At 65.6% G+C, this 26,313-nt stretch carries 18 protein-coding genes and 1 tRNA gene; 6 read left to right on the top strand and 13 right to left on the bottom strand.

Annotated elements, in window-relative coordinates:
- Positions 1-161: 161 nt before the first annotated feature.
- Together KF791_13460 and KF791_13455 are read left to right on the top strand one after the other, a co-directional pair.
- Positions 162-2,096: a hypothetical protein gene (locus tag KF791_13460; protein MBX3733589.1), complete on the top strand. Its 1,935-nt coding sequence runs from the start codon at positions 162-164 to the stop codon at positions 2,094-2,096.
- A gap of 344 nt (positions 2,097-2,440) precedes the next feature.
- The gene (locus KF791_13455) at positions 2,441-5,434 is read left to right on the top strand and encodes a CotH kinase family protein (protein MBX3733588.1); all 2,994 of its coding nucleotides are present in this window, start codon (positions 2,441-2,443) and stop codon (positions 5,432-5,434) included.
- A gap of 10 nt (positions 5,435-5,444) precedes the next feature.
- Here KF791_13455 and KF791_13450 read toward each other — a convergent pair whose 3' ends face one another.
- The 13 genes from KF791_13450 to KF791_13390 form a co-directional block, all read right to left on the bottom strand.
- Entirely contained in the window at positions 5,445-6,683 is a 1,239-nt protein-coding gene (locus KF791_13450; protein ID MBX3733587.1) for an LL-diaminopimelate aminotransferase, read from the bottom strand.
- A 93-nt stretch (positions 6,684-6,776) separates the two neighbouring features.
- Positions 6,777-7,364, bottom strand: coding sequence for a D-alanyl-D-alanine carboxypeptidase family protein (locus KF791_13445; GenBank protein MBX3733586.1), 588 nt, complete (start codon positions 7,362-7,364; stop codon positions 6,777-6,779).
- 66 nt (positions 7,365-7,430) lie between these two features.
- Positions 7,431-8,750, bottom strand: coding sequence for a Gfo/Idh/MocA family oxidoreductase (locus tag KF791_13440; protein ID MBX3733585.1), 1,320 nt, complete (start codon positions 8,748-8,750; stop codon positions 7,431-7,433).
- A gap of 81 nt (positions 8,751-8,831) precedes the next feature.
- On the bottom strand, positions 8,832-10,187 hold the full coding sequence (locus tag KF791_13435; GenBank protein ID MBX3733584.1) for a ThuA domain-containing protein: 1,356 nt from the start codon (positions 10,185-10,187) through the stop codon (positions 8,832-8,834).
- A gap of 158 nt (positions 10,188-10,345) precedes the next feature.
- On the bottom strand, positions 10,346-11,776 hold the full coding sequence (locus KF791_13430) for a DUF1552 domain-containing protein (GenBank protein MBX3733583.1): 1,431 nt from the start codon (positions 11,774-11,776) through the stop codon (positions 10,346-10,348).
- 94 nt (positions 11,777-11,870) lie between these two features.
- Entirely contained in the window at positions 11,871-13,706 is a 1,836-nt protein-coding gene (locus KF791_13425) for a DUF1592 domain-containing protein (protein MBX3733582.1), read from the bottom strand.
- Between the two features lie 98 nt (positions 13,707-13,804).
- Positions 13,805-14,632: a type II secretion system protein gene (locus tag KF791_13420; GenBank protein ID MBX3733581.1), complete on the bottom strand. Its 828-nt coding sequence runs from the start codon at positions 14,630-14,632 to the stop codon at positions 13,805-13,807.
- 313 nt (positions 14,633-14,945) lie between these two features.
- The gene (locus KF791_13415) at positions 14,946-15,830 is read right to left on the bottom strand and encodes a hypothetical protein (protein ID MBX3733580.1); all 885 of its coding nucleotides are present in this window, start codon (positions 15,828-15,830) and stop codon (positions 14,946-14,948) included.
- Between the two features lie 183 nt (positions 15,831-16,013).
- The gene (locus KF791_13410) at positions 16,014-18,269 is read right to left on the bottom strand and encodes a CehA/McbA family metallohydrolase (GenBank protein MBX3733579.1); all 2,256 of its coding nucleotides are present in this window, start codon (positions 18,267-18,269) and stop codon (positions 16,014-16,016) included.
- Positions 18,270-18,360: 91 nt separating this feature from the next.
- A complete protein-coding gene (locus KF791_13405) occupies positions 18,361-18,876 on the bottom strand; it encodes a phosphatidylglycerophosphatase A (protein MBX3733578.1) in 516 nt (171 codons plus the stop codon).
- A 20-nt stretch (positions 18,877-18,896) separates the two neighbouring features.
- Positions 18,897-19,487 (bottom strand): CDP-diacylglycerol--glycerol-3-phosphate 3-phosphatidyltransferase, encoded by a 591-nt coding sequence (pgsA, locus tag KF791_13400; protein MBX3733577.1) that lies wholly within the window; start codon positions 19,485-19,487, stop codon positions 18,897-18,899.
- 306 nt (positions 19,488-19,793) lie between these two features.
- On the bottom strand, positions 19,794-21,953 hold the full coding sequence (locus KF791_13395) for an IPT/TIG domain-containing protein (protein ID MBX3733576.1): 2,160 nt from the start codon (positions 21,951-21,953) through the stop codon (positions 19,794-19,796).
- 34 nt (positions 21,954-21,987) lie between these two features.
- On the bottom strand, positions 21,988-22,680 hold the full coding sequence (locus tag KF791_13390) for a serine esterase (GenBank protein ID MBX3733575.1): 693 nt from the start codon (positions 22,678-22,680) through the stop codon (positions 21,988-21,990).
- 159 nt (positions 22,681-22,839) lie between these two features.
- Here KF791_13390 and aspS point away from each other — a divergent pair, with 159 nt between their 5' ends.
- From aspS to KF791_13370, 4 genes are all read left to right on the top strand, one after another.
- Entirely contained in the window at positions 22,840-24,729 is a 1,890-nt protein-coding gene (gene aspS, locus KF791_13385) for an aspartate--tRNA ligase (GenBank protein ID MBX3733574.1), read from the top strand.
- 252 nt (positions 24,730-24,981) lie between these two features.
- A tRNA-Asp gene (locus KF791_13380) sits at positions 24,982-25,058 on the top strand.
- Positions 25,059-25,595: 537 nt separating this feature from the next.
- The gene (locus KF791_13375; GenBank protein MBX3733573.1) at positions 25,596-25,850 is read left to right on the top strand and encodes an AbrB/MazE/SpoVT family DNA-binding domain-containing protein; all 255 of its coding nucleotides are present in this window, start codon (positions 25,596-25,598) and stop codon (positions 25,848-25,850) included.
- A complete protein-coding gene (locus KF791_13370) occupies positions 25,850-26,266 on the top strand; it encodes a PIN domain-containing protein (protein ID MBX3733572.1) in 417 nt (138 codons plus the stop codon). Before KF791_13375 ends, KF791_13370 begins: the two co-directional genes overlap by 1 nt.
- Positions 26,267-26,313: the final 47 nt, after the last annotated feature.

The raw sequence follows: 26,313 nt of genomic DNA, 5'->3' as shown, positions 1-26,313 counted from the left end.
GCTGGTATGGAAGCCAGCTTGGGGCAAATCAGTCCAAATCCCTTCACAGCACCAATCCCGCCGGGGTGAACGCCTCGCAGGAAGCCCGGCCGACCTCGGCGCGCGCGGAACAACTCCTGACGGCCGTCCAGTCCACGGCGCCCGCGGAGTTCATTTTCCAGATGAACTCCCAGGGACTCACCGACTACGAGAGGGAGGCGCATGGCCCACGACTCGTCGTGTTCGACAATTCGAGATCCGACTTTGGGTCCCGCGCCTTCGGCCGGGCGCTCACGAATGCCGATCTGGCGGAACTCGCCCGCGCCGCCACCGGCAATGAGGGATACGGATTTGGAGCTCAGGTCCCGGTCCTCCACTACGGAGCCGCACTGCATCTCCTCGGTGAATTGCAGGGTTGGCGCATTGCCTCCCTCGAGCCCCAGCCGGAACTGCAATTCCCCATCGCCGGCCTGGGGACGCGCAAGATCCTTACGGCCGGCCTGCTGACCCAATTGGCCGCGCACGAGATCACCCTCGCCCATCTCGGAGGAAGCGACTACCTCGCCTATCCCCGGAGTGCGGCCGGGGACTACCAACCGGTGCTCGACCATTTCTCCCGGACGCGAGGACTTGCCGGAGTGGAACGGCTGCCCCTGCCCGCGAAGGCGCCACCCGATTCCACCTGGCTCAATCCCTTTGGTCCGTTGACCACCAAGGCGGCGAGGGCGGCGACCCCGGTCCTCGCGGCCGTCCCAGCGATAGAAACGGGCTGGAGCACCTTCTCCGGATCGTTGTACCCGAGGGACCTTGTGGACCGCCTCAACCGGATCCTTCAGAGGCCCAACAAGAACTGGATGATCGAGGACTTTTCGACGGCAACAACGAACCTGCTGGTGCATTATGCCCGGTTCGTCGCCAACAACTCACCCATTGCGCACGGCGCGGCTTTCCAGCTCAGCACCTCGCCAAACCTTCCCCCTTTGATTCCGGAATTCGAGTGGCGCGGGCTCCACATTCACGAAGTGATCAAGCACCTGGAGCGTACGTTCCGGACCAACGGCATCACGGTCCTCCGGCAACACGGCAACCAGTTCATCGCGTTCCCTGCGCGGGAAGCGGTGATCAACCCGATCAACCCCCGCCCCTACGCCCTGCTCTACACCTACTCCCTCATCATCGCCCTGGTCTGCGGCACGGCCGGGCTGCCCCACATCCTGGTGCGCTTCTACACCAACCCTGACGGGGTCGCCGCCAAGCGCACGACGATGTGGGTCATGATTCTCATCGGGGTGTTCTATGTATTTCCGCCGATGTTTGGCGTCATGGGACGCAACCTCATGCCCTCGCTCTACGAGGGCACCGGGGTGAACGGCACCGACGGCATCGTGCTCAAGCTCCCCACGGTCCTCGGCGAACGCTTGGGTCCGTTGGGCTCCATTCTCAGCGGCATCACCTGCGCCGGGGCCTTCGCCGCCTTCATGTCCACCTTCTCCGGCCTGCTGGTTTCCATGACCGGCGCCATGGCCCACGACGTCTACGGGAGGATCCTCAATCCCGGAAGCACCCCCGCCCAACGTCTGCGCATGTTCAAGGTGGCCGCCGTGGGGATTGGCGCCGTGGCCATCGGGCTTGGCACGCTGGTCGAGAACTTCGAGATCAATTTCATGGTCGGCCAGGCCTTTGCCATCGCCGCCGCCAGCTATTTCCCGCTCCTCTTCATGAGCGTCTGGTGGCGCGGCATGACCACCCACGGCGCCGCCACCGGCATGCTGACCGGCGGGCTCCTGGCAGTCGCCGCGATCTCACTCACGAGCTGGACCACCTTTGTCACCGCCCAAGCCGCGAAGTTTCAGGCGTTGGGCCGGGCTGAGCCCGGCTGGTTCTCCGCCTTGCGCGACCATTCCCTCGTGGACTTCTGGGCCGCCCATCCCCTGCTGCGCATCCTCTGCGAGCAACCGGCGATCTGGGCGGTTCCCCTGGCCATCCTGCTCATGATCGTGGTCTCCCTCCGAACCCGACATGCCGTGCCAGGCGATGTCCGCGAGAAGATGCTCGTGCTGCACGCCCCTGAAGCCCTCGGGCTCCGACAGGACTACATACGCGACCACGAGCACTGAAGGCCCGGAGGCGGTGGCTCACTCCCTGGGCGGGCCTCCTGGCGTGCGCGTTTTGGGGTCCCCACAAGCCCATCTCGCGCCTGGCCGCGCGGTTCGGCGGAGCCTCACCCCACCGCGAACGCCTCAAACCGCCGGACAATGCGTCCCCCCGGATTCCAAGCGTGAATTCCAGGGGGCGCGACCCGTCGCTGGCGGCACGCCCTCGACAGCGACTCCCGAAGGCGCGAAAGGCCGAGGATTCCCACTGCGCCGGGTCACCCGCGGATCTCCGGAGGCATCCGGCCGGAAAGAATCCGTCATGACCCGCATGACAACGCACCGGTCGTTTGTCACGTTACCGTCACATGCGTCCAGTTTGGATCCTCTCGGCACTGCTGTTGCTGGCAGGCACCGGGTCTCTCAGCGGTCAGTTGGTGATCAGCGAGTTCGTGGCCCGGAATGCCGCATCCCTTGCTGACGAAGACCGGTCGTTTCCCGACTGGATCGAAATCCACAATCCCACCGGCGCGCCGGTGGACCTGTCGGGCTGGTCGTTGAGCAACGCGCCGGACGATCCAGGCCGGTGGCGGTTCCCCGGCCGGACGCTGGAGGCCGGCGCCTATCTGGTGGTGTTCGCCTCAGGAAAGGATCGCGCGCGGGTCGCCGGTCCCCTGCACACCAATTTCAAACTTCCGGGCGCCGGCGGGTACCTCGCGCTGGTGCAACCGGATGGTGTCACCATCGCCAGCGAATTCGCCCCCGGCTATCCGGAGCAGTTCACCGACATTTCCGGCGGCCCAAACCCGGAACCGGTGGGTCCACCATTCCTGTACTTCGATCGGCCGACCCCCGCTGCACCAAACAGCCAGGGCTGGACGGAGATTGCCGGTGGCGTGGAATTTTCGGTGCCGGGCGGGGTATTCATGGACCCCTTCGAACTTCACCTGTCCTCCCAGGAACCAGGAGGAACCATCCGGTTCACCCTGGATGGTTCGATTCCGGCCGTCACGTCTCCGGAATACGACGGGCCGATCCAAGTGGACCGCACCCTGCGCCTCCGGGCGCGCGTGTTTCGGGAGGGCCGCGTGCCCGGGCCGGTGGCAGGCGCCGGATACTCCCGAGTGTCCCCGTCCCAGCAGGCGTTCACGTCCAATCTGCCGATCCTTCTGTTCGAGACCCACGGCCAGACCATCGGGGAAGGCACCAAAGTAAAAGGCCACCTGACGATCATCGAGCCCGGTGAGGGACGGGCGGGGTGGACGAATCCGGTCGCAATCCACGTGCGGGCCGGCATCGAAATCCGGGGATCCAGCTCCACCCAGTTCCCGAAGAAGTCCTATGGGATTGAACTCAATCACGAAACCGGTGCCGATCGCGCCGAATCGCTTCTGGGGATGCCGGCGGACGCCGACTGGGTGCTCTACGCCCCCTACACCGACAAGTCCCTGATTCGGGACGTCCTGGCGTACGATCTGAGCCGGGCGATCGGGCGCTACGCACCGCGGACCCGGTTTGTGGAAGTGTACGTCAACCGGGCTGACGGTGTGGACGGGGCGGACTATCAAGGGGTGTACGTGCTGATCGAGAAGATAAAGGGGGGCGGACACCGGGCGGGAGTGCCCGAAGTTGAATCCACCGACTTCATCGAGCCAGCAATCACCGGTGGCTACATCCTCAAGAAGGACCGTCTTGACCCGAACGACGGGCCCTTTACCACGCCGCGCGGTCAGGACCTGGGCTTTGAGTGGCCCAAACCGAGATTTCTCGGGAGTGCGCAGCTCGGATGGATCCAGACCTACATGCGGCAGTTTGAAGGCGCGCTTTATGGCCCCCAATTTCGCGATCCCGAGGCTGGCTATGCTGCGTTCATTGATGCGGAGGCCTTCGTGGACCACCACTGGCTGGTCGAGGTCGCCAAGAACATTGACGGGTTCCGATTAAGCACCTTCATGACCAAGGCCCGGGGTGGACCGCTCGCGATGGGTCCCATCTGGGATTACAACCTGAGCTTCGGCAACGCCAACTACCTCGATGGCTGGAATGCCTCCGGCTGGTACCACCCCCAGCTCTCAGACGACAGCTACCCCTGGTACCGGAGGCTGTTTGAAGATCCGGAATTCAGCCAGCGGCACACCGACCGGTGGGCGTCGCTGAGAACGGGTGCTCTCGCCACAGACCGGGTGCTCGCGCTGGTGGATGGCTACACCAACCTCCTGGCCGAAGCGCAGGATCGCAATTTCAAGAAGTGGCGCATTCTCAACGAATACGTCTGGCCCAATGCCTTCATCGGGGGCAGCTACGAGGCGGAAATCGGGTTCCTCAAGGAATTCATCAGCAATCGGCTGCAGTGGATTGATTCCACGATCCTGCGCTGGCCGGAGCTTGATCCAGCCCCGGGATACCACCCCGACGGCGTGACGCTCCGGATCACCGCGACCGGGACCGTGTACTACACCCTCGATGGTTCGGATCCGCGCAACCCTGGCGGCGGTGTGGCGGCACAGGCGCGCCGCTATTCCGGCCCGGTTTCACTGGAATCCAATGCCCGCGTCGTGGCGCGCGTGCGCACCGGCAACCGGTGGAGTCCGCCGTCCCACGCCACCTACGCCCTCACGATCCCCGGGCTCCGGATCACCGAGATCATGTACCACCCGCCCGATCCGCCACCCGATGATCCGTTTCCGGCCGACGACTACGAGTTCGTCGAATTCCGGAATGTTGGTCACGAAACCCTGGTGCTCGACGGCTTTCGCCTTTCTGGAGGCATCTCGTACGCGTTCCCCCCTGCGGCCGGCGACCTTTGGCCCGGGGAAAACGTGGTCCTTGCGAAGCATCCGGACGCCATGCGCCGGCGGTACGGTGACGGATTCCGCATCCTCGGCCCCTACTCGTCGCGGCTGGGCAACGCCTTGGACACCCTGATTCTCACCGGCCCGTTTGGGGAGTCGGTTTTGGACTTTGCCTACAGCGACCGTTGGCAGCCCGCGACCGACGGGCGCGGCCATTCGCTCACACATCGGGATCCATCCGGACCGGTGACGCTCTGGGGCGACGCGTCGTCCTGGGACCAGAGCACCGTCGAGGGCGGCACTCCGGGACGCGGAGATGTCCCCGCCCCCGATCTGCGCGACCTCGCGGCACGCCGGGAAGCAGGGCACCTTGTGCTGACGTTCACCGCGGCCGCAGGACAAACCTTTGCCGTGGAATCAGCGCCCGGCCTGCCTGCGCCGGCATGGACGCTGGTGACGAACCTTCCACCCGCGGTGACCAGCGGTCCGATCACTGTCGCGGTGCCACTGACCGAAGACCCGGGATCGCTTTACCGCGTGCTGACCCCGCGCCAGATGTCCCCGTTCTAAGCCGGGGACCTCACCATCGCAACGCCAGGAGCCGTTGGGCGACTTCCTCCGCGTTGGCCCGGCTGTTGAAGGCGCTGACCCGGAAGTAGCCCTCCCCCTGGCTCCCAAAACCGCTCCCCGGGGTGATCACCACGTGGGCTTCATTCAAGATCTTGTCGAACGTCTGCCAACTCGACCATCCCTTCGGCGCCGCCACCCAGATGTAGGGCGCGTTGATGCCTCCAAAAACTTGCAGGCCCGCGGTCCGCACCGCCTCCACCAGGATCCGGGCATTGCCGAGGTAATGCGCGACCAGCGCGCGCACCTGTTGCCTTCCCTCGGGCGAGTACAACGCCTCGGCACCCCGTTGGACGATGTACGAGACCCCGTTGAACTTTGTGGTCATGCGTCGCAGCCAGAGCGGATGCAGCGGTTGAGACGCCCCGGACCGCGTCCGCGCCTGGAGCGTCCTCGGCACCACGGTGAAGGCGCACCGGGTCCCGGTGAATCCGCCGTCCTTCGAGAAGCTGCGGAACTCGATCGCGCACTCCCGCGCCCCGGGGATCTCATAGATCGAACGTGGAATCCCGGGCTCGGTGATGTAGGCCTCGTAGGCGGCGTCAAACAACAGCAGCGTCCCATGGTGACGGGCGTAGGCCACCCAGGCCTCCAGGTGCTGACGTCCTGCTGCAGCGCCGGTCGGGTTGTTGGGCGAACACAAGTACACCACATCCACCGGCTCCGGGGGCGGCTCCGGGATGAACTGGTTGGCCTCGGTGCATGGCAGATAGGTCAGCCCGCCATACGAACCGGAGGAATCTGCTGCTCCGGTGTGGCCCGCCATGACATTGGTGTCCACATAGACCGGATACACCGGGTCGCTGATGGCGATGCGGTTGTGGTCGCCAAGGATGTCGAGAATGGCCCCGCAGTCGCACTTGGACCCGTCGCTGACGAACACCTCGTCGTCAGCCACTTCCAGACCGCGATCCCGATAGTCGCCCCGGGCGATGGCGGTCCGAAGCCAGTCGTACCCCTGCTCCGGGCCGTATCCGCGGAACGTTTCCCGCCGCGCCATGTCGTCCACGGCCCGATGGAGGGCCGCCACAACCACCGGCGGGAGGGGCTCCGTGACGTCCCCGATCCCGCAGCGGATCAGGCGTGACGCGGCGGCGGGATGCGCCTCGCCAAACGCCTTCACACGCCGGGCGATCTCGGGGAACAGATACCCCGCCTTGAGCTTCAGATAGTTTTCGTTGAGATAGGCCATGTCCGCGCGGCGCGCACGGTACGGAAGGCCGACCACGGGTCCAAGCGGAATGGCATGTGGGAAACACGCCTGGCCCTGGGTCAGTGGGTCAGGTCATCCGGCTCCCAGGCCGTGATGGCACCAGTGCCATGGCTCGTAGAGGATCCCCTGCGGATTGCCCCTCGGATAGGTGAGCCGGAATCCGAACCGTGCAGCCTCGCGATCCAGCCAGCGGAAGGCCGCGGTTTGCTCGAAGGCTTCCGTCAGCGGCGGACAACCTGGGGTGCCAATGTCCACGGCGCGCCCGGTGTGATGTTCACTGTAGCCGGGCGCCGCGTTGACACGAAGGATTTCATCCAGACGAATCCCCTGGGACATCCTTCGCTCGATGATCTGCCGCTGGTGATCCGCGCTGCGGAAGCCGGAGACCAGAATCAGGGTCACGCCCTCCGTCGCTGCTGCGGCCACCATGCCGGCCCAGGCACAGGCTGCCGGCGGCATCAGATGGATCTGACGCCCGTCGGGAAGGGTCCGCGCCGGCACCAACGCGCCGGCCTCCGGATGCAGGACCATGGACCTGCGGCTTCCGTAATCAGGCGGGATCCCAAGCGCGGCGATGATGGCAGCGATCCGATCGGCATACGGCGCATCCGGACCCGGGTCCCGGGATGCCGCCCATGCCTCCGGTTCATGAAGCTTCATCGCAGGTCGCGGTGGGCGTGGGGACACGGGGGACAACCGATGGGCATGGGTCGGTACGCCCCCGGATTACACCTCGAACATCGCACCATCGTATTCGAGCCGGCCCCCCTGCCGTACGGCCTCGCTGGCCCGCACCACGGTCACGAGGGATTCGAAGCCGACCTTCCAGCCGGCGACGGGCGGGGTGCCCTCGTGGACATGCTCCATGAACTTCTCGAGCGCATACCGCAGCGGCGAATCCGTGTCGCTGGCGGCCTCCGCGGGCTTCTTGCCCTGCGCCAGAATCTTGGTCGCGTTGGCCACGAGGGCGATGCCCAGCTCGTCCAGGATCTCGTCCTTGCGGGCGTACACCTCCCACCCCAGCAGCGGGGCGTCGGCTTCCTTGAACATCCAGCCCTTGTTGTCCCGGATCAGGATCGTGGCGTCGCTGCCGTTGAACACCTGCTGCTCGCCCCCAAAGGAGCTGACCAGCGTGGCGGTGAACACGAGGCGGACTCCGCCCGGGTAATCGAACACGGTCTGGATCGTGTCGGGCACCATGCGTCCGTCGTCCCAAAAACGGACGCTGCCGAACCCTGAAACCGCCGTGGGCAGGGCATCCTGATACCAGCTCGCACAGTCCACGGAATGGATGCCCAGTTCGCCGACCAACCCGAGTGAGGTGGCCGGGTCGAGGCGCCAGTTCAGGGCCTTCTCCCGTTCCGGATTGGGCGAGGCCCGCCTCCAGGACTGCTTCTTGTTGACCTGGGCCGACGCCTCCGCCGTGGTGCCACAGGCGCCGGTTCGGAAAAATTTCAGCACGTGGTGGTGCTGGGGGTTTTCGCGGAAGGGCAGCCCCACCTGAAAAATCCGCCCTTCGGGGAGCGCTCTGGCGGCCCGGGCAATGGCCCGGCCGTCCTCGATGGAATGAGCCATCGGCGCCTCCAGATACACATGCTTCCCGGCTTCCATGGCCGCCAGGGCGATCTCGCGGTGCAACGGTGTCGGGGTCGCCACGACCACGGCCTGCACCTTCGGGTTATCGAGCAACTGCCGGTAGTCGGTGAATTGCGCGGCGTCCGGGGCCGCCTCGGAGGCCCGCTTGAGCGACGCGCGGTAGCTGTCGCAGATGGCGGCCACAGGTGCGTTCGGCAACCGCCCAAGTTGGGTAAGGATTTCACGGCCCTGAACCCCGAGGCCAACGACGCCGAACGATACCGGCGGTCCCGGCGGTTTCTCGGCATAGTTTGGGTCCGCCTTCGGCACCGGAAGCGTGCCCGCCGGGTCCGCCGCAGGCTCCTCTCCGGTGATCGGCACACCGCCCAGCGCGGCCATGATCGCGGCCAGGGAACCGGACTTCACAAAGTCGCGGCGCGGCAGCTCCGGGGCGGATCCAGTGGAATTCATGAGTTGTGGACAAAGATACCGCCGGCAGATCGAAAACCAAGCGACACGTTTGCCGTCGGCCCCGTGAACACGGGCAGGGTTTCAGTTCAACGGCTTGATCCGGATGTTCCGGAACGCGACCTCGCCGTGGTCACCCTGGAGCAGGATCGGGCCCGGCTCGTTCACGTTGTCATCCAGATGGCTGCCCGTGCCCCGGTCGCAGACGACGCCGTCGTGGATGGTCACCCCGTTCAGGACCACCGTGATCTTGTTGTCAATGATCGTCGCCTCGACGTTCTGCCACTCGCCGGGCTTCCGCGAGGCCATCAGCGCCGCCGGAGCCACGTTGTAGATGGCACCGTTGCCACCCAGCTCCGGCTTCCTGCCATAGTCATCAAAAATCTGGATTTCGTGACGTCCACGCAGGTAGAAGCCGGAATTGGCGCCGGGCGGGATCAGATAATCGTACCGCACGATGAAATCGCGGAACGTTTCCGTGCTGACCAGGTCGGTGCCGTGTCCGGTCACCTTGTCCTTGGTGTGCTCCAACCGGTTGATCAACAGGCCGTTCTCGACCAACCAGCTCGGAACTCCGTTGGGGTTGCGCAGCTTCCAGCCGTCCAGGGACTTCCCGTCGAAGAGCGGACGAAACCCGTCGCGCTTCTCCGCGTGGGTCAGCCCGGGTTGCGTCTCCTGCGGTTTCGCATCCGCGTGCGCCAGTCCCAACGCCCATTCGATGGCGCCGAGGATGTGCCACTGGTAGGCGGCGCTGGTCCACACGTCCTCCCGGTGTCCCAGCGAGGTGTAGAACACCCGGCCGCGGCCGTAGTCACGGCACCAGGCCACCGGGTAATCCCCGGGAAACTTGTAATTCGGATGGGCATCCAGCCCAAGCAGTCCGCGCACCTTGCTCCGGTCAAAGTTCTTGAAGATGTAGATCTCGTCGAAAATGTCGTAATTGGGGCCCAGGTATCGGGTCGCCGGATGCTGCGGGTCCTGGTTCACCGCGGAGATCCCCACCTGCGCATCGTGCGTCAAAAACTCGCCGCCAAGCATCTCAATGAACGGGGGAAACCCGTGAAACGTGTCCGAACACGAATGCATGCCAATGAACCCGTGCCCCGCCTCGATCCACTTGAGAAATCCTTCCCGGTCCGGCAGGTCCAGATCACCCGTGGTATTGGCAAAGATGACGCCATCCACCGCGTTCAAGCGCTCCAGGGTCAACTTCTCCCGAACCTCGGCATCGTCGGTCCCGTTGGGTCCGCCGCGGACAACGTCCACGACCTCAAAGGCGCCGCTGGCGCGCCCGAGCGTGGTGATGACATTTTCAGCGGTCGGAATGGAGGAATGGCGGAAGCCCTTGGTGGCGGTGACCAGAATCACCTTCTTTGGGGCGGCCGAGGCGGTGAGCATGCCGGCCATGATGAGGGCCGGAATCAGGAATCGGAGTTTCATGGAGGGAAAACGGCAGATGTCTGTCGGTGAAGCTCGACGGCAATTCGTCCCCGGAAGACGACCGGGGGCGGAGACCCATTCATGGGCACCCATCCTGGGGCTGCCGGCAAGCCTGGATTGATGGAACGTTGCGGGAACTGCGACCGGGGAATCGCGACCTACCCGACCGGCCCGGCAAACTGTGCATCGTCGAGTCCGGGCAGTTCGCCGGACGCGTCGGCCCACCGATCCACGGACACCCCCATCCGACGCATCAGGGAGACATGAAGGTCGGCCATGGGATGGTCCTTGGCATAGCGGATGTGGCGTCCGGGCGACAGCGTCCCCCCGCCCCGCCCGGCCAGAACCAGCGGCAGGTCGTGCGGACTGTGTGCATTGCCATCACTCATGCCGGCTCCGAACAGGATCATGGAGCGGTCCAGCAGCGTCCCGTCGCCCTCGCGGTATCCGCGAAGCCGCTCGAGGAAATACACGTACTGCTCCACATGCCACCGGTTGATCTTCTGGTAACGCGCCTTCTTGTCGTCCTTGCCCTCGTGATGGCTGTTCTCGTGATGCGAACCCAGCCCGGGCTCCAGGAAGGAAAAATTCCGCCCGCTCACCGAGTTCCCGAACATGAACGTGCCCACCCGGGTGGCATCGGTCCAAAACGCCAGCGCCAGGATGTCCAACATGAGCCGGACCTGTTCCGTGTGGTTGTCGCGCCGCTCGCTGACACGCGCCGGATCGCCGTACAGGTCCACCGCCCGACCCAAACGTTCCACCTCTGCCCGGACGGATGGATCCTCAAGGTACTCCTCGCGCTTGCGCCGCCGGTCAAAAGCGATGCGCCGCTCGACCGAGCGGACACTCTCAAAGTACTCGTTCAGCTTCTGCCGGTCGGCGTGGCCGACCTCGCGCTGGAGGCGGCGGGCGTCCTCGGCCACGAGGTCCAGGACACTGTCGTCCCGCCCGAGAAGACCGCCGCGCCGCGCCGCCCGGGACCGGAACAGCCGGTCAAACGCCAGTTGCGGATTGATCTCCTTGGCCAGCGGTGCCGTGGGCGTAGCCCATGAGATGTGCGAGCCATAGAGGCGCGTAAAGCCCACGTTGACGTCCACTCCGGTGGAGACCGGTTCGATCCCCAGTTCCAGCGAGGGCAACGGCGTAAAATTCCCGACCGCACGGGCCATCATCTGATCCGCCGAGACGTTGCCGGCACACAGGTTGCTACCGGTCGTTCGGGTGATGGTGGTCCCGGTAAGCCAGGCACCGGTCTTCACGTAGTGGCCGTCGCCGGTGTTCGCCGCGCGATGCCACAAGTTCGAGAGCACCAGCAAATCGTCCCGGAAGGGTGCCAGGGGCTCCAGCGTGGGCGACAGCTCGAACTCACGTCCCAACCCCTTGGGCCGCCAGGGGTCCATCAGCGCCCCATTGGCCATGTACAGGGCCGCAAACCGCACCGGCGGCGCGCTGGCGCCGGCGTCCGCGCCCAGGGGACCCCCGAGCAGGCGGCCTGGTCGCATGGCCTCCAGCCAGGGGAGGGTCATCGAAACTCCGAGACCCTTCAGCAAGGTCCGGCGCGAGATCGGATGAAGGTCGGCACTCATGGGGATTTTCGTGGAAGGTAGTGCGGAACGGTCCGGACCGGCAAGGCACAGCGACAGCCACGGCGACGCAATCGTGAGGAACTCCTGAACGACATCATTCCGTGGAGGGGGTCGCGACGGACTCGCCGCGGCGGTAAAGAAACGGATAGGACCGGGTGATCTCCAGGATCAGCGTGTTGAGTCGGTCCCCGTCAGCTGCCGTGGCTCGCACCAACTCCTTCACGGTCGGGATATCGTAGTATTCCAGGCCGCGCCCAAGGGCATAGCCGAGGAGCTTCTCGGCCACATGCCGGAGAAACAGGGGCTTGCGGGCCAGCAGCGCCTCCTTGAGCTGAACGGGGCCCTCAACCGACTCGCCCCCGGGAAGCACCCCGCCGGCATCCACAGGGGCTCCATCCACCTCGTTTCGCCAGCGCCCGATGGGATCGAAGTTCTCCAGGGCGAATCCGATGGGATCCAGCCGCGCATGGCAGGAGGCACAATTGGGCTTGTCCCGGTGGGCCTCCAGACGCTGGCGGAAAGTCAATCCTTCGCGCACCCGGTCATCCGCCGGCAACGTGGCCACCAAGGGCGGGGGCGGGGGCGGGGGCGTCCCCAGCACCTCTTCGAGGATCCATTTGCCGCGCAGCACCGGACTCGTCCGCAGCGGGTAGCTGGTCTGGGTCAGCACCGCCGCCATACCGGTAATGCCACCGCGGGTCCGGTCGGGAAGCGAAACGCGGACGAGGGCCTCGGAGTTCACGCCGTTGATGCCGTACAGCCGGGCCAGTTCGGCATTGGCGAAGGTGTAATCCGCGTCGAGCAGATCCCGCAGGCTTCCGTTCCCACGGATCAACGCCGCCACGAAGGCCACCGGTTCGGCAGCCATGGCATCCCGGAGGGACTCCGAGAACTCGGGGAAACGCCCCCGGTCCGGCTGCGCCGTCGTGTGCAGGGTGCGCGTGCCCAGCCATTGACTGGTGAACTGCTCGGCCAGCGCGGCCGATCGGGGATCCCGCAACATCCGCCGCACCTGCGCTTCATGCACCGCGGGATCCGACAGGCGTCCCTGCTCCGCCAGCGACAGCAGCGGTTCGTCCGGCGGCGCCGACCAAAGGAAATAGCTGAGCCGCGAGGCCACCTCGAGGTCGCTCAGACGCCACGGAGTATCCCCTGGCTGTTCCCGCTCGATCCGGAACAGGAAATGCGGCGACACCAGGATCGCCTTGCAGGCCGCCCTGGTCGCCAGATCAAAGGAGAGACCCGACGCCCGGGCGTCGGCGTACAGGCCGACCCAACGCTCCACCTCGTCGGCGGTTACAGGACGGCGAAACGCCCGGCGTCCGAATGCGGCCAGGTTGCGGGCTGCGGTTTCGCGGTCGGAGCGGAACCACGCCGGTGCTGCGAATCCAAGCGACCGGAGGTCGGCCGCGAGCAGCACCTCCTCGGCCGCCTCAAGGTACTGCTCCATCAGGATCGGCGGCACGAAGAGCGTGTCGGCATTGTTGTCGAATCCGGCTCCCCCGCCCCCATCCGCCGGAAACCGGTCGGCAGGACGGTTGGTGACTCCGAGCAGGTCGCGAACGGTGTGATTGTACTCGGTGCGGTTCAACCGTCGGACCACCGGCGCTCCGGGATCCCTGGGCAGGAGGCGCGGATCCGGGTTGTTCAGCAACTCGTTGAGGGTGTCGCGAAGCCGCAGGCGCTCCTCCTCGGAAGGCTGGTCCTCGTCGCGCGGCGGCATCGCACGCTCCTCAACCTGACGGACGACGGTCTCCCACAGCTTGGGATTGAGGTGGAGCGAGGCGGTGTTGGTGAACGGCGCGAGATTGACCCCTCCCTTGGCCCTGCCCCCGCGGTGGCATTCGAGACAGTGCTGCTGGAGCAGCGGGCGGACGGCATCCTGAAAGTCGTCCGCCAGGCCGCAGACCGGAAGGACCGCGGCGAGCACCCACCGTCGAGCGAGATTTCTGAGTAGCCGTGTGGTCACCATCCGCCGCCGTTCGGACGGCCGGATCGGCCGGCAAATTCACCCCTCCGTGGTGGCCTTCAGGGCGGCCAGGGTGCCGCGGGATCCAAGGGCGCCGATGCCCGCACCTGGATCCAGGGAACGTCCCGCGGGCCGCGCGGATTGGCCACGATCTTCTTCGACAACGAGTCTGCGTCCACCCATCTGCGGATCTCCGCATGGCCATCGGCAAACGAAAAGCCGCACGCGCCATTATGGTAATTGGCCGGCATGTTGCCCCAGAGGTGACGCCGGTTCACGAACACGAGGAAGTAGCCGTCATCAATGCCGTCAGGATGCTCGTCGAGGAAGACGAAGGCCTCGGAGGGCGACGGCCGGACGATGTCGGAGTACCGGCGGAACGTGAAATGGCTTCGGGCGATTTCGGCCGTGTACCAGCTGTCGCCGTTCATGTTCCCGTTCATCGAAATGCTGCGGACTCGAGGCAGGTTGCGACCACCGATCCGCGCCGTGCTCCGGTCGGCGGGGCATTTGTAGATGCCCAGGGCCTGATTGTAGTTCCAAAGCATGCCTCTGGGCGCCCGGAGCAGGTTGACATTTGTCGCGTCCTGCGGGGTCTGCAGCCAGCCCTCGATCCAGCCGATTTGCGCTCCGGTCCCGTTGGGCACGAGGCGGTCGCGGTTGTCGTCGGCGTACATGGCCCAAGCCAGGTTGAGCTGCTTGAGGTTGTTGAGGCAGGCGATGCCGTGCGCCTTGGTCTTCGACTTTGCGAGGGCTGGCAGCAGCATTCCGGCGAGGATGGCGATGATCGCGATCACCACCAGCAGTTCGATCAGGGTGAAGGCGCGCCGGCCCTGGAGGCAGCGGCCAGCCGCCCGAACGGCGAAAACTCCAAACCCGCGGGACATGGAGGCATCTTGCGATCCCTCCAATCAAACGCAAGGTCTGCTGGAGGCACGGACACGGGGGAGCACGGTCAATCATTTCGCCGCCAATTCCCAGGTGGTAGGGACACGTTCCACCGTGTCCGTGACTTCCCCCGCCGGGCGTGTGGGATCGTTGCGGGGAACGGGGGGAAGCTCCAATGCGCAGGTGCTTCCCGCGATCCTCGGAAACGTTTTCCCGAGCGCAGCGGGATTGAAGTGGAGCGCGGCTAAACCCGCCCCGACCAACCTGTGGCAGTCCACAGGTTGGTCGGCCAAAGCGCCAGGTCACCGGTGCCTACCGGGGCACCAGTCGGAAATACTCGCCATCACCAGCAAACGGGATGACGGCCGGCGATGAGGCGCCGGTATCCAACCATCCCGGCGGCACCAGTTGAGCCGCTTTTTCCAGGGCGAATCCTTCGGGCCAGGTGAGCGTCATGGACGTCGCCCCGGGAGGCACCGGATCCATCGTGATCTCCGGTGGTGCGTCTGTTGGGACACGGGTGGCCACCAAACGGCCGGTCAGGGTCAGCGAGGAATCCTCCGGGTTCAGGAGCTCAAAGACGTACGTTGCCTCCACCTCAAGCGTCAGGATCTGCGCCGTCCCCTCCGTCACCAGAGTCGAATTCCCGGTGACCGAGTTCGTGGCCAACCCGGCGAGCACCCGGCCCGCCCGACGGTTGATCAGCCCGGTCAGCCGGTAGTCGAGTACCGGATTGTTGGTCTCCACAAACTGGAAGAGCAGCCCGTCTGCATTGAAATTCTCGCCCTCCAAAGGCAGCACGCCGCTGAAGACATCAAAGGAGATCCGCCGGGTCGCCGCGACGGCCGACACCGAAAAGAGGCCGGAGCCGATCTGCGCCCGTCCCCCATAGCTCGCTGGCGCGGAACCCTCCACACCCTCCGGCCCCGGCTGCCAGGACTCGCTCTCTTCCGGGCTCACCCGGCTGCCGCCCGGAAAGCGCAGTTCGTTCCCGGATATCTCGACCATCACGGAGCCACCAACGGTCGTGGTCAGGCTCCCGGGGCCCTGTTCCAGAATCTGGGCTCCTGCGACGACCCCGGAAAGCGTCACCACACTGCGCCCGGGATCGAGCGTGAACGTCACCGGTTGCGCACGCAGGGAGGTCCCCAGCAGGACCACGCCCGCCAGCAGGCGAAGACAGAACGACAGCTTCATGGTTTCGAGGAAGAACCTGCCAACGGTGTCTCATGGCCATCCCGCGGAATCAAGGGATGAACCGGAACGGCGGCAGGTTTCCGCCGGCAGCCGAAGGAACGCCCGCGTTCGCCGGAACGGGACACCTTCGTGCGGCAACGGCGGAGTCCGCGTCCGGTTCCGTTCAGTGACGACCCGCGGTCCTCACTCCACCTCCATCTCCGCCAGGATGCGGCGATAGGTCTGCCGGGCATGTTCGTAGTCCGCCCGCGCCTGGGCCCGCTCGGGCTCCGCGAAAAACCGCTCCTTCTGCGACCAGCACTGGTCCACACCCTTCAGGCACCAGTCGGCGCTCCGGCGGGACGCGCGGACCGGTCTGCCATCCACGAGAACCCAGACCGGATTGGTATGGGCGCTTGGAAGAATGCGCACCGCCACCCAACTGCTGCGCTCAATCGGCACCTCAAAGTCCACATTGCGAGTGGCGCCGTCCGCCACAAACTCGGTGCGGGCCACCGGCCATCCGTTGACCAGCACCTCCACGGGGACGCTGCGGGTCCCGTCTATCCGCGCCCGCTCGATGTCCCAGTAGGGCTTCTCCGCATAAGGCCGTGCCTTGACCTCCGGTCGCGGCGTCTCATCCAGCCGCGCGGCCACACGGGCGGTGACCCGGACGTTGCCCGGGCGATCCAGCCGCACCTCGCTGTCCCCCACCCCCATGGGCGTGCCGTTCACCGCAAAGTCCATCAGATGACTGCGCCCGTCGCTCACGTAGTTGCGTCCGGACCGGATCCCCTCGCACCAGGCAGGGTAGTCGAGGCGGCCGTCGAGCTTGACATAGCTGCGACCCAGGCCGACCCGGTCGCCGTAGATGCAGGGAAAATCCGTCTCGCCGCTGATCCGGGTGCGGAATCCGCAGTTGAGCGTGTGATACCAGATGTTGAGCTCCCAGACATGCGGCGTGTCCACCGTGGAGATGAAATCCACCGCCGGCACCGGGGTGCCGTCCGGACCCGGCACCTCATGGGTGACATCCACGATGTACTCATTGGCCCCGATGCCGTCGAACGGCGGCACAATGAAATTGGGCAGTTCGGCGGTGTCCACCTGCAGGCCCCAGCCGCTATGGGCCGGTCCGCAAAGGGCCCCCTGACGTCGGGCCCAGCGCAGGGTGTTCAGTCCCAGTTTGGGCCAGTGGTCCATGGAGTCCCCGCCGGGATAAATCTGCTCGCGCAGGCGCAACAGGCACAGGTGACCGCTCTGATGGGAGCCGAACCCGGAGACCTCGATATCGTAATGGAGCAAATAGGGGTGCTGGGACACCGGATCGGTCGTGCCCGTGAAGAACTGCTTCTGGTAATCGAAGCACGGCCCCCAGGTGAGGTTGGCTCCGACCTTCAGATCCTCGCCCAAGCAGTGCCGCATCATGTCCGGTGCATGAACCCCCTCGGTGGGATTGGTGTAGTGGGCGCAGCCCGCAGCGTGGATGTGATGATCCCCAGACCACCATCCGGTGGCCGCCGGATCCACCCATCGCACCACTTGGAATTCCCAGCGGTTGGGCCCCTCCCCGACCGTCTTTTCGGTCCGTTCCGGCAGCGATTCCGGGCCGCGCTGGAACTCCACCCGGTATTTCCCGTCCGGCAGCCGCAGGACCTCGTTGTCGTTGCGGTAGATCTGAGGATGGAAAAAGAAATCCGGGGCAAGGCGGCGTCCCGGCGACGGATGGACACGCCCCTGCGCATCGGTGATTCGCAGCGAACCAGTCGTCGGCGCGCCGTGTTCATCCAGGATCCGCAGCGTTACCTCGCGCGCGGGCAGGCATCGGAACAGCACATCGGTCTCCGCCCGGAACCCGAGGTCCTGGGTCCCCTGCCCCGCGTTGAAGGAGAAGGCGGCCTGCCGCTGCCCGGAGTCCCGGCTGTACACCTGCAGGATCCGGTACTCAATGGGCAGGCCGGTCAGGGTGGGGGACACCGGTGGACGCTCGTGCATCACGGCGTCCATCCACCGACGGGTCACCTCGGATGCGGGCGAGTTGAAAGCGGTCCGGCTATTGGGGCTGGTCACCTGCAACCGGGCCGTGGTGCCGGCCTCGTTGTGGACCTTGATCAGGAAGGTGCGCCACCCGCCTTCGATCAATTCCGGCACCGCAACCCCGTTGGTCACCTTCACCCGCATCTCTGGATTGATCTGCACGTGCAACAGGCAATGCGGATCCAACACCGCCTCGATCCAACGCACCGTATCCGGCCCGGGCGACGCCATCAGCGCCTCGATCCGCTCGAGGTCCTGGGAGGCCAACGGCGTCCCCAGTGCATCAGTCGCCTCGACGAGGCGTCGGACTTGCGCGGTGAAGGGTTGCAGGTCCACCGCCGTCGCGTCGGGGCGCGCGGGAAGGTCGGGCCCGGCACAGACCATGCCGGCAAGGAGAAGAGCGTGAAGCCGTCGGGAGTGCATCGCAGCGGGAGAAGTTGCCGGAAGTCTACCCGCGGAACGCGGCCCGCCCAGCGGATTCGTGCGACCCCGGGAGCGGCGGCCCGCAAATTGGTCAACTCCAACGCATCCAGGCCACGGCCCCCGCAACCATCGCCGCCCCGAGCCCGGCCAGAACATCATCCGCCACGATGCCCACCCCTCGCGGAAGTCGTTGAACCCGACGGATCGGTCCCGGCTTGGCGATGTCGAGCACCCGGAACGCCACCAATCCGGCGGCCAGTTCGGGAAAATGGGCCATCAGAATCGCCAGGGAGCTGACGGCGCCCGAAAACACATATCCGCCGGGAGTGAGCAGCACTCCAAGCCACAGCAAAGGCACGGCGGCGATTTCGTCCAGCACCACGCTGCCGGGGTCCCGGACGTTCAGCACCGTTTCGGCGCGGCCGCACAGGGGCACTGCGAGCGCCAGGCCGGCAAACGTGCCCAGCGCCCAGACCGCCGGATGGGACGCACGCAGCAGCAACACCAGCCAGGCCAGGCCCACGAGGCTGCCCCAGGTACCGGGGCCCGGACGGATCCATCCCGAGCCGAATCCCTCGGCCACGAAGACCACGATGCGGTCAACCATCGAGTGTTTTCCTTGCGGGGTCACAGGTCGTCCAGATAGAGCCGTCGGTTGCGCCACAGATAGACCAGGCCGCTGAAGGCCGTCAGGACCACCGCCACCCACTGCGAAATCTTCGCGGTCCAGCCCAGCCAGGAGCTGCCGGCAATCGGGATGCCCAGCAGGAAGTCCCCAAACCGCCCCCAGGTCGGCACGGCGGCGACCAGCAGGACGGCGATGATGGCGACGATCTGTGAAATGGTCTTGTGCTTGCCAAAGCGCTCGGCGGCGAGGACGACCCGCTTGTGGGCGGCCAACAGGCGCAAACCCGTGATCGCCAGTTCCCTGGCCACGATCAGCACCACCATCCAGGCGGGCATCAGATCCCGGCCCACAAAGGCGATGAATGCCGAGCAGGTCAGGATCTTGTCCGCCAGCGGGTCCATGAGCGTGCCGAAATCCGTGATCAACCGGCGTTCCCGGGCGATCCGGCCATCAAGATAATCCGTCAGTCCCGCGGCACTGAACAGGAGAAGCGCCGCCGTCTGATGACCGGGGAACGCCACAAACATCGCCACCAGAAACACGGCGGTGAGGGCGAAGCGGGAAACGGTGAGCTGGTTCGGAAGATTCAAGAGGGCGGCACGTGCGGGATCCCCATAGCCCGAACGCCCCGGTGGGCGCGATGCAAAAACGGCGTCGTCATGCTCCGCGCCGTCTCCCGGTGTTTGAAGGAATCCTGGAAGGCGGAAAGGGAAGAGCGCAGCCCCCCGGAACGAAGCCTGGTGGGGCGGGGTTTCACCGAGCAGCACGCCGTTGGCCGGGACGCCAACGACGCCGCAGGGCGTCGCATCTCTCAACCCCGTGAGATCAATGAATTGCGCACCCGCTCCGAAGCCCTCCCGAAACACCGACTCCGGGCACCTCAAGGACCCACAGCCTCACGGCCGGTCGAGCTCGAAATACTGCGCGGACCCGGTCAGCGGAATTTCCAGCTGCAGCGTGGCGCCATCGTTCTCCGGAGTTCCGGGCACGGGAACCCAGGGTGCCCCCAAGGCCGCCGCGGCCCGGAGCACATAGGCGCCCTCGGCAGCCGCGGGCCAGGACAGCAGCGCCGCCGCGGGGTCGAGCAGTTCGATCCGCAGCACCGGCGGGGAGACGGTCAGGGTGACCTGGCGCTCGTTGTCCCCTGGAACCGACTCGGGCGTGGTGGACGACGCCCGGGCGACGGCGACCCGGTTTGCGTGCGGCTCGCCGGCATTGGCCCGCACCAGCCCGCTGAAAAACTCCTGCGGCTCCACTGTGCCGCGGTTGAAGACAACGCGCTGCCCGCTCACCTGGAATGGGAAAGCGCTCACCGCCTCCAGGAAGGCAAATCCCGTCGGCAGCTCCACCTCGACGGTCGTGGCGGCAGCCGGCAGTGGCCCATTGTTCACGACCAGCACATTGAACGTGACCGTCCCAAAGGCCACCGCAGGATTCGGAGTGGCGCCAAAGGTGACCCGCAAATCCGTACTGCTGCCCACAAAGAAGTTCTCGCCCGTCTCGGCGGATCCTTCCGGATTGGTCACCCGGATGCGGCCGGTGGTGGCTCCCGCCGGCACCGTGGCCTCGATGGAGGCGGCGGACTGGATGGTGTACTCGGAGGGGACGCCGTTGAACGCGACCCGGGTGACCGTGCCCAGATTGGATCCGATGAGCGTCACGCGGGTGCCGACCGGACCCGACCGCGGCGCAAAGGTGCTGATTACCGGTTGCAGCCCGGCCACCGTAAAGGTGCCCGCCGACTGACTGGTGCCGCCCGGCGTCACCACCGCGATCCGCCCGGAAGCCGCGCCCGCCGGCACCGGGAACTGGATGCGGCTGTTGTCGAGCACCGTGAACTGCGGGACCGGGATGCTGTTCAACTGCACGGCCGTGGCCCCGCCCAGGTTCGCTCCCGACACGGTGACCACCGTGCCCGAGGGGCCGCTGGACGGGGTGAACCCGCTGACCTGCGGCGGCGCGAAAAAGAGCGCCTCCGTCACGTTGGTCCCACCGGCCGTGATCAGCGTAATCGGGCCGGTGGATACACCCGCGGGCACCACGGCGGTCACCTGGGCGCTGCTGAGGTTGGTGATCGTCGTTGCGGCCGTGTTCCCAAACAGAATCCGCTGGGTTCCCGTCAGTCCGCTGCCAACGAGCGTCACCACGGTGCCCGGCGGGCCAAAATTCGGCGAAAACGTCGTCACCCTGGGCAACAACGTGAAGTTCGTGGTCGTGATGAAGCTGCCCCCGGGCGCCGTCAGGGAGAGGGGCCCCGTCGCGGCGGTGAGGGGCACCACGGCGTTCAGGTTGGTGTTGGAGACCACCTCAAACTGCGTCACCAGCGCCCCGCCGATCCGCAGCTGCAACTGGCCCGGCTGGGACACCAGGAAATTCAGACCCATCAGCGCGATGGTGTCCCCGGCCGCCGCACGCGGCGTGAAGGCCTCGATGCGCGGATTGCCATAGATGTAGTCGGCGAGGTTGGTCGTGCCGCCGACGCTGGTGCGCACCGACAGGTGCCCGGTCTGAACGATCGGGGGAATGGTCGCCAGGATCTGGTTTTCAGCGGTGGCGGTCGCCTGGATCAGGTCATTGCCAATCCGCACCTGAATTCCTGGAAATCCAGGCACGAAAAAGTTCCCGCCGAGGATCGTCAGGGTCGAGCCCGGGGTGCCGACCACCGGTTTCTCGAAAATCGGCGTGTCCCCAATGCTGCCGACAATCCGGGTGCCAAAATCCTCAATCCGCGGGGGTGCATAGAAGAAAAACGGGGTCGTGTACTGCCCGGCGGCATTGAACACCGTGATGGGACCAATGGGGACCTGCGCCGGGGCGATGGCGACGATCCGCGTATTGTTCGCACTCAACAGCGTGGCTTCCACGTTGCCAAAAAGAATCCGGGGAGCGGCGAGGGTCGGGCGGAGATCCCTCCCAACGATCGTTACCTGGGTGCCCGGTGGACCAAAATCCGGCGCAAATCCGGTGATGAACGGGGCGGCAGACAACGACCCGGCCGTCAGCAGCAGCATCGCCGAAGACGCCAGATGGCGCCGGAAGGACTTCAGACGAATCATGGGCGGGGAAAACAAGCGGATCCGTTCACGGTTGTCAAAGCGGGAGTGTCGGCCCGTCAGCAGGTTGCGGGGAATCAATCCCCGGAGGCGAAGCCCGGGGCACGGCCTCCTGGAAACAGGACCGGAGGAACCCCCGGATCACCGACAGTTCCGCCTCCCCGGCCACCGTGTGGGCCTTGTGGAATTCGCGCCACTCAATGTCCAAGCCGGCGGCACGGAGCGCCGCCACCTGGTCGCGCACCTCGCCACAGGGGATCAACGGATCCTGCGTCCCGTGGGTGAACAGCATCCGCGACGACGCAGACGCCGAAGACCGTTCCCGAAGCAGCGACCCCGGGTCCCAGACGTAGCCGCTGATTCCCACGAGACCGGCCAACCGGCGCGGGTACCGGAATCCCGCGTCCACGGTCATGACGCAACCCTGTGAGAACCCCAGCAGCGCCATGGACGCGGCCGGGAACCCCGCCGCCTCCCGGGTCTCCAGCAGGTCCATCAGCAACCGCCGGCTGCGCAGCACACCAGGGCCGGAGTCTCCCTCGAGGTCATACCAGGCAAAACCTCCGTGATAGGAGTCCGGGGCGTTCACCAGCAGGTAATTGAGATCCGGAAGGCCCAGTGCGGCAGGCAGCCATTGCCATCCGTCCATCGAATCCCCAAGCCCGTGCAGCACCACCAGCACACTTTGGGAATCGGGAACCGCGGCGGGGATCCATCGAGACGTCAGCACCGGCCCAGCCTGCCGGGAGGCCGGCCCCCCCGGCAAGCGCCCGCGCGTGGAGGCGTCCCGCCGGCGGACGCCATTTCCATTGTCCGAAGCGCCTCGGATTCGCACTATGCGGCTTCCGTTTGGCGGTGCCCTCACCGGGGAACCTGCCGCCACGCCGCAATGAAACGCACCCATCACTGCAACGAACTCCGGCCCGAACATGCCGGCCAGCCCGTCATCCTCGTGGGCTGGGTCCACTCGCGCCGCGACCTCGGTGGCGTCCTCTTCCTCGACCTGCGCGACCGCGAGGGCCGCACCCAGACGGTGTTCGATCCCGCCGATCTTCCGGCCGAACTGTTCGAAACGGCCACCCATCTGCATGCCGAATCCGTCGTGGAAATCTCCGGGCGGGTGCGGGTGCGTCCCGACGGCACCGACAATCCCCGCATCGCGACCGGACGGGTCGAAGTGCTGGCTCAGGGGCTCACCGTGCTGAATCCGTCCGCCGTGCTGCCGTTTCCCGTGGACGACCCGGAGGTCGCCGGCAAGGTGAACGAGGAACTCCGGCTGCAATACCGCTACCTGGATCTGCGCCGTCCCGAAATGTATCGCAACCTGCGCCTCCGTTCCCGAGTGGCGATGGCGTTGCGCCAATACCTGGACGATCAAGGCTTCCTGGAGGTCGAAACCCCCACGCTCTTCAAGTCCACACCGGAGGGTGCCCGGGAGTTTCTCGTGCCGAACCGCAGGGAGGCCGGATCATTCTACGCCCTGCCGCAGTCGCCGCAGCAGTTCAAACAGGTGCTGATGGTCGGCGGCATCGAGCGCTACTTCCAGCTGGCCCGCTGCTATCGCGATGAGGATCTGCGGGCGGACCGTCAGCCCGAGTTCACCCAGCTGGACCTCGAAATGTCCTTCATTGAGCGGGAGGACCTGTACTCCCTGATCGAAGGACTCCTGAAGCGGGTCTGGCAGACCGCACTCGGCCTCGAGATCCCGACGCCCTTCCCCAGATTCTCGTTCGAGGAGGCGCTCAACCGCTGGGGAGTGGACAAGCCGGACACCCGGTTTGGAATGGAACTCGCCGACTTCACCGAGGACTTTCGCACCTCGGCGTTCAAGGTGTTCTCAGGAGCGGTGGCGTCCGGGGGCGTGGTCAAGGCCCTCAACGCCCGGGGCCTCGCCAGCGCCACCCAGGGGCAGATCGAGACGATGACCGAGTACGCCAAGGGCTTCGGCGCCAAGGGACTGGCCTTCATCAAGGTCGAGAACGGTGAGTGGAAATCGCCCATTGTGAAGTTCTTCTCCGAGGCCGAGAAGGCGGCCCTGACCGCACGGCTGGAGATCCGGGAAGGTGACCTGATCCTGTTTGCCGCCGACCAGTGGCTCAACGCCTGCGAAATTCTGGGCCGAATCCGGCTGTATTGCGCCGACGTGCTGCGGACGCAGGGACGTCTGGAGATTCCCGCCAACCGGTTTGATTTCCTGTGGGTGGTGGACTTTCCATTGCTGGGTTTCGACCGGGAACTCAATCGCTGGTACTCCAGTCACCATCCCTTCACCGCCCCCGTGCCGGAGGACATCCCGCTGCTCACGTCCGATCCCAAAAAGGTCCGTGGCCAGCACTACGACATCGTGGTCAACGGTGTGGAACTGGGCGGCGGATCCATCCGGATCCATCAGCCCGCGGTACAGAAGACGGTGTTTGAGGACGTGCTCGGCATCCCGCCCGAGGAGACCCAGCTGCGCTTCGGTTACCTGCTGGAGGCCTTCAAGTTCGGGGCGCCACCGCATGGCGGAATCGCGCTCGGGTTCGACCGCCTCATTGCGCTGTTGTGTGGCAGCCACAGCATTCGCGACGTCATCGCGTTCCCCAAGACGGCCAAGGGCGTGGATCTGATGACGGCGTCCCCGGCTCCCGTGACCGCCCGGCAACTTCGCGATCTGCACCTGGAGATCCGGGGCGGCCCCAAGGCCGCACCGTCCGGTCCTGCGTCCACGCCCGGTAGTCAGGCTCCCGCGGGTGTCGGGGGCGAACACGTCCCCGATCCCGGGCATGTTGGGCGCTAATTTTTCTCCGGGACGATCCCTCTCGCTTTGACAGGCCTCCACCCGCTTCGTACGGTTTTCTCGTCCGGGCTGCGAAACGTTTCTTCCGCGGGGTCCCCCACTCCCACCTCCTTGGCGTCCGCGGCCCGGGCTCTCCGGTCATTCCTGTCCCTGCGCGGGCGTTCTTTCCTGGAACCCCACTCCGGCAATTTCTCAGGAAATCGGAGTTGACCCATGGCTGTTGACGCGTACAACGACAGCCCTTCGTTTTGCGGGGGTGTAGCTCAATTGGTCAGAGCGCTGCCCTGTCACGGCAGAGGTTACGGGTTCGAGCCCCGCCACTCCCGCCATCTCCCGCAAGCACTTACGAGGAAGGCCCCAATTTTTCGGGTGCGATTTGTGAAGGATTGCGTGTGGAAACGCAGTCGAGTCCGGATCTCGCAAGTGAGGCACACCGGAGACGTTCTGCTCCTCGCGGAACCCGCCCGATTTTCATCCGCTGCGGGGCCTTCACCGTTCGCATCCACTCCTCAGACATCTCCCTGCCCTTCCTCGACAAGCTGGCTCGAACTGTCGTCCTGACCCGGAACCGGCAGCAGGAGGAAGTCCGCCCCGCCCTGTCCCCGATCGGAAAGCTGCTGGCCGATGCGTGGGGAAGCCTCAAGCCGGGGTTGGACCCAATGGACACTCGGCTTTCGCCGATTTCCAAGGGCCGGAGCCGCTGGCGGGAGGAGGCGCATTCTCCCTACCCTGCTTGCTCGCAGTGCGGGCTTCAGCCTGTTCCGGTCCACGACGGAATACACCCCAGAAGGCCAGAAAACGGCCTTACCGGATGATTGGTAAGGCGGCTATTGCGGTAATGCATTCATTCGTAGTAATGTAAACGCATGTCAATCTCCACGGTTACGGACAAGGGACAGACGACTGTTCCACAGGAGATCCGCGAAGCCCTCGGCATCGCTCCCCGGCAACGCCTGGTTTGGGAAGTCCGCAAAGACGGTTCGGCCATCGTACGGCCGATGCCCAGCGTCATGGAATTGGCGGGCTCCCTGAAATCCCAGGTGCCCTTCACCAGCATCCGGGAGGAAACCGAGGCGGCGACTGCGGCGTGGGTCGCGGAATCAGGTAAATCCAATCGTTGATGAGTGTCCCGCACTATCACCTCGACTCGAACATTCTGCTCCGGTTCTTCACCGGAGAGCCGGCTCCAATGTTCGCGGCGGCCTCGGGCCTCATGGAGAGTGCCGAACGCGGCGACGTTCTCCTGGAGCTCTCACCGCTGGTGCTTGCCGAGACCGCCTTCACTCTCGAATCGTTTTTCAAGAAACCCAGAAAACAGGTTGCGGAGTTGTTGCTGGAGTTCGTCCAGCGTTCGAGCGTCCGCCTTGCGGAAAGAGACCGGTTGCTGGACGCGCTGGAACGGGTCAAGAAAACCGGAGTTCACCTGGTTGATGCTTATCTCGCGGCGTGCGCCGTTGAATCGAAACTGCCGGTCGCTTCCTTTGACCGGGACTTTGACCGGTTTGCCGACGTCGTCCGATTCGAGCCCAAGGCTTGACGATGGTTGGACCGAACGCCATCGCCTCCACCTTCCCCCCCGTTCGC

The organism is Verrucomicrobiia bacterium (assembly GCA_019634635.1).
Lineage (GTDB): Bacteria > Verrucomicrobiota > Verrucomicrobiia > Limisphaerales > UBA9464 > UBA9464.
The sequence above is the reverse complement of the archived record's forward strand: the minus strand, read 5'-3'. Positions and strand labels throughout refer to the sequence as shown.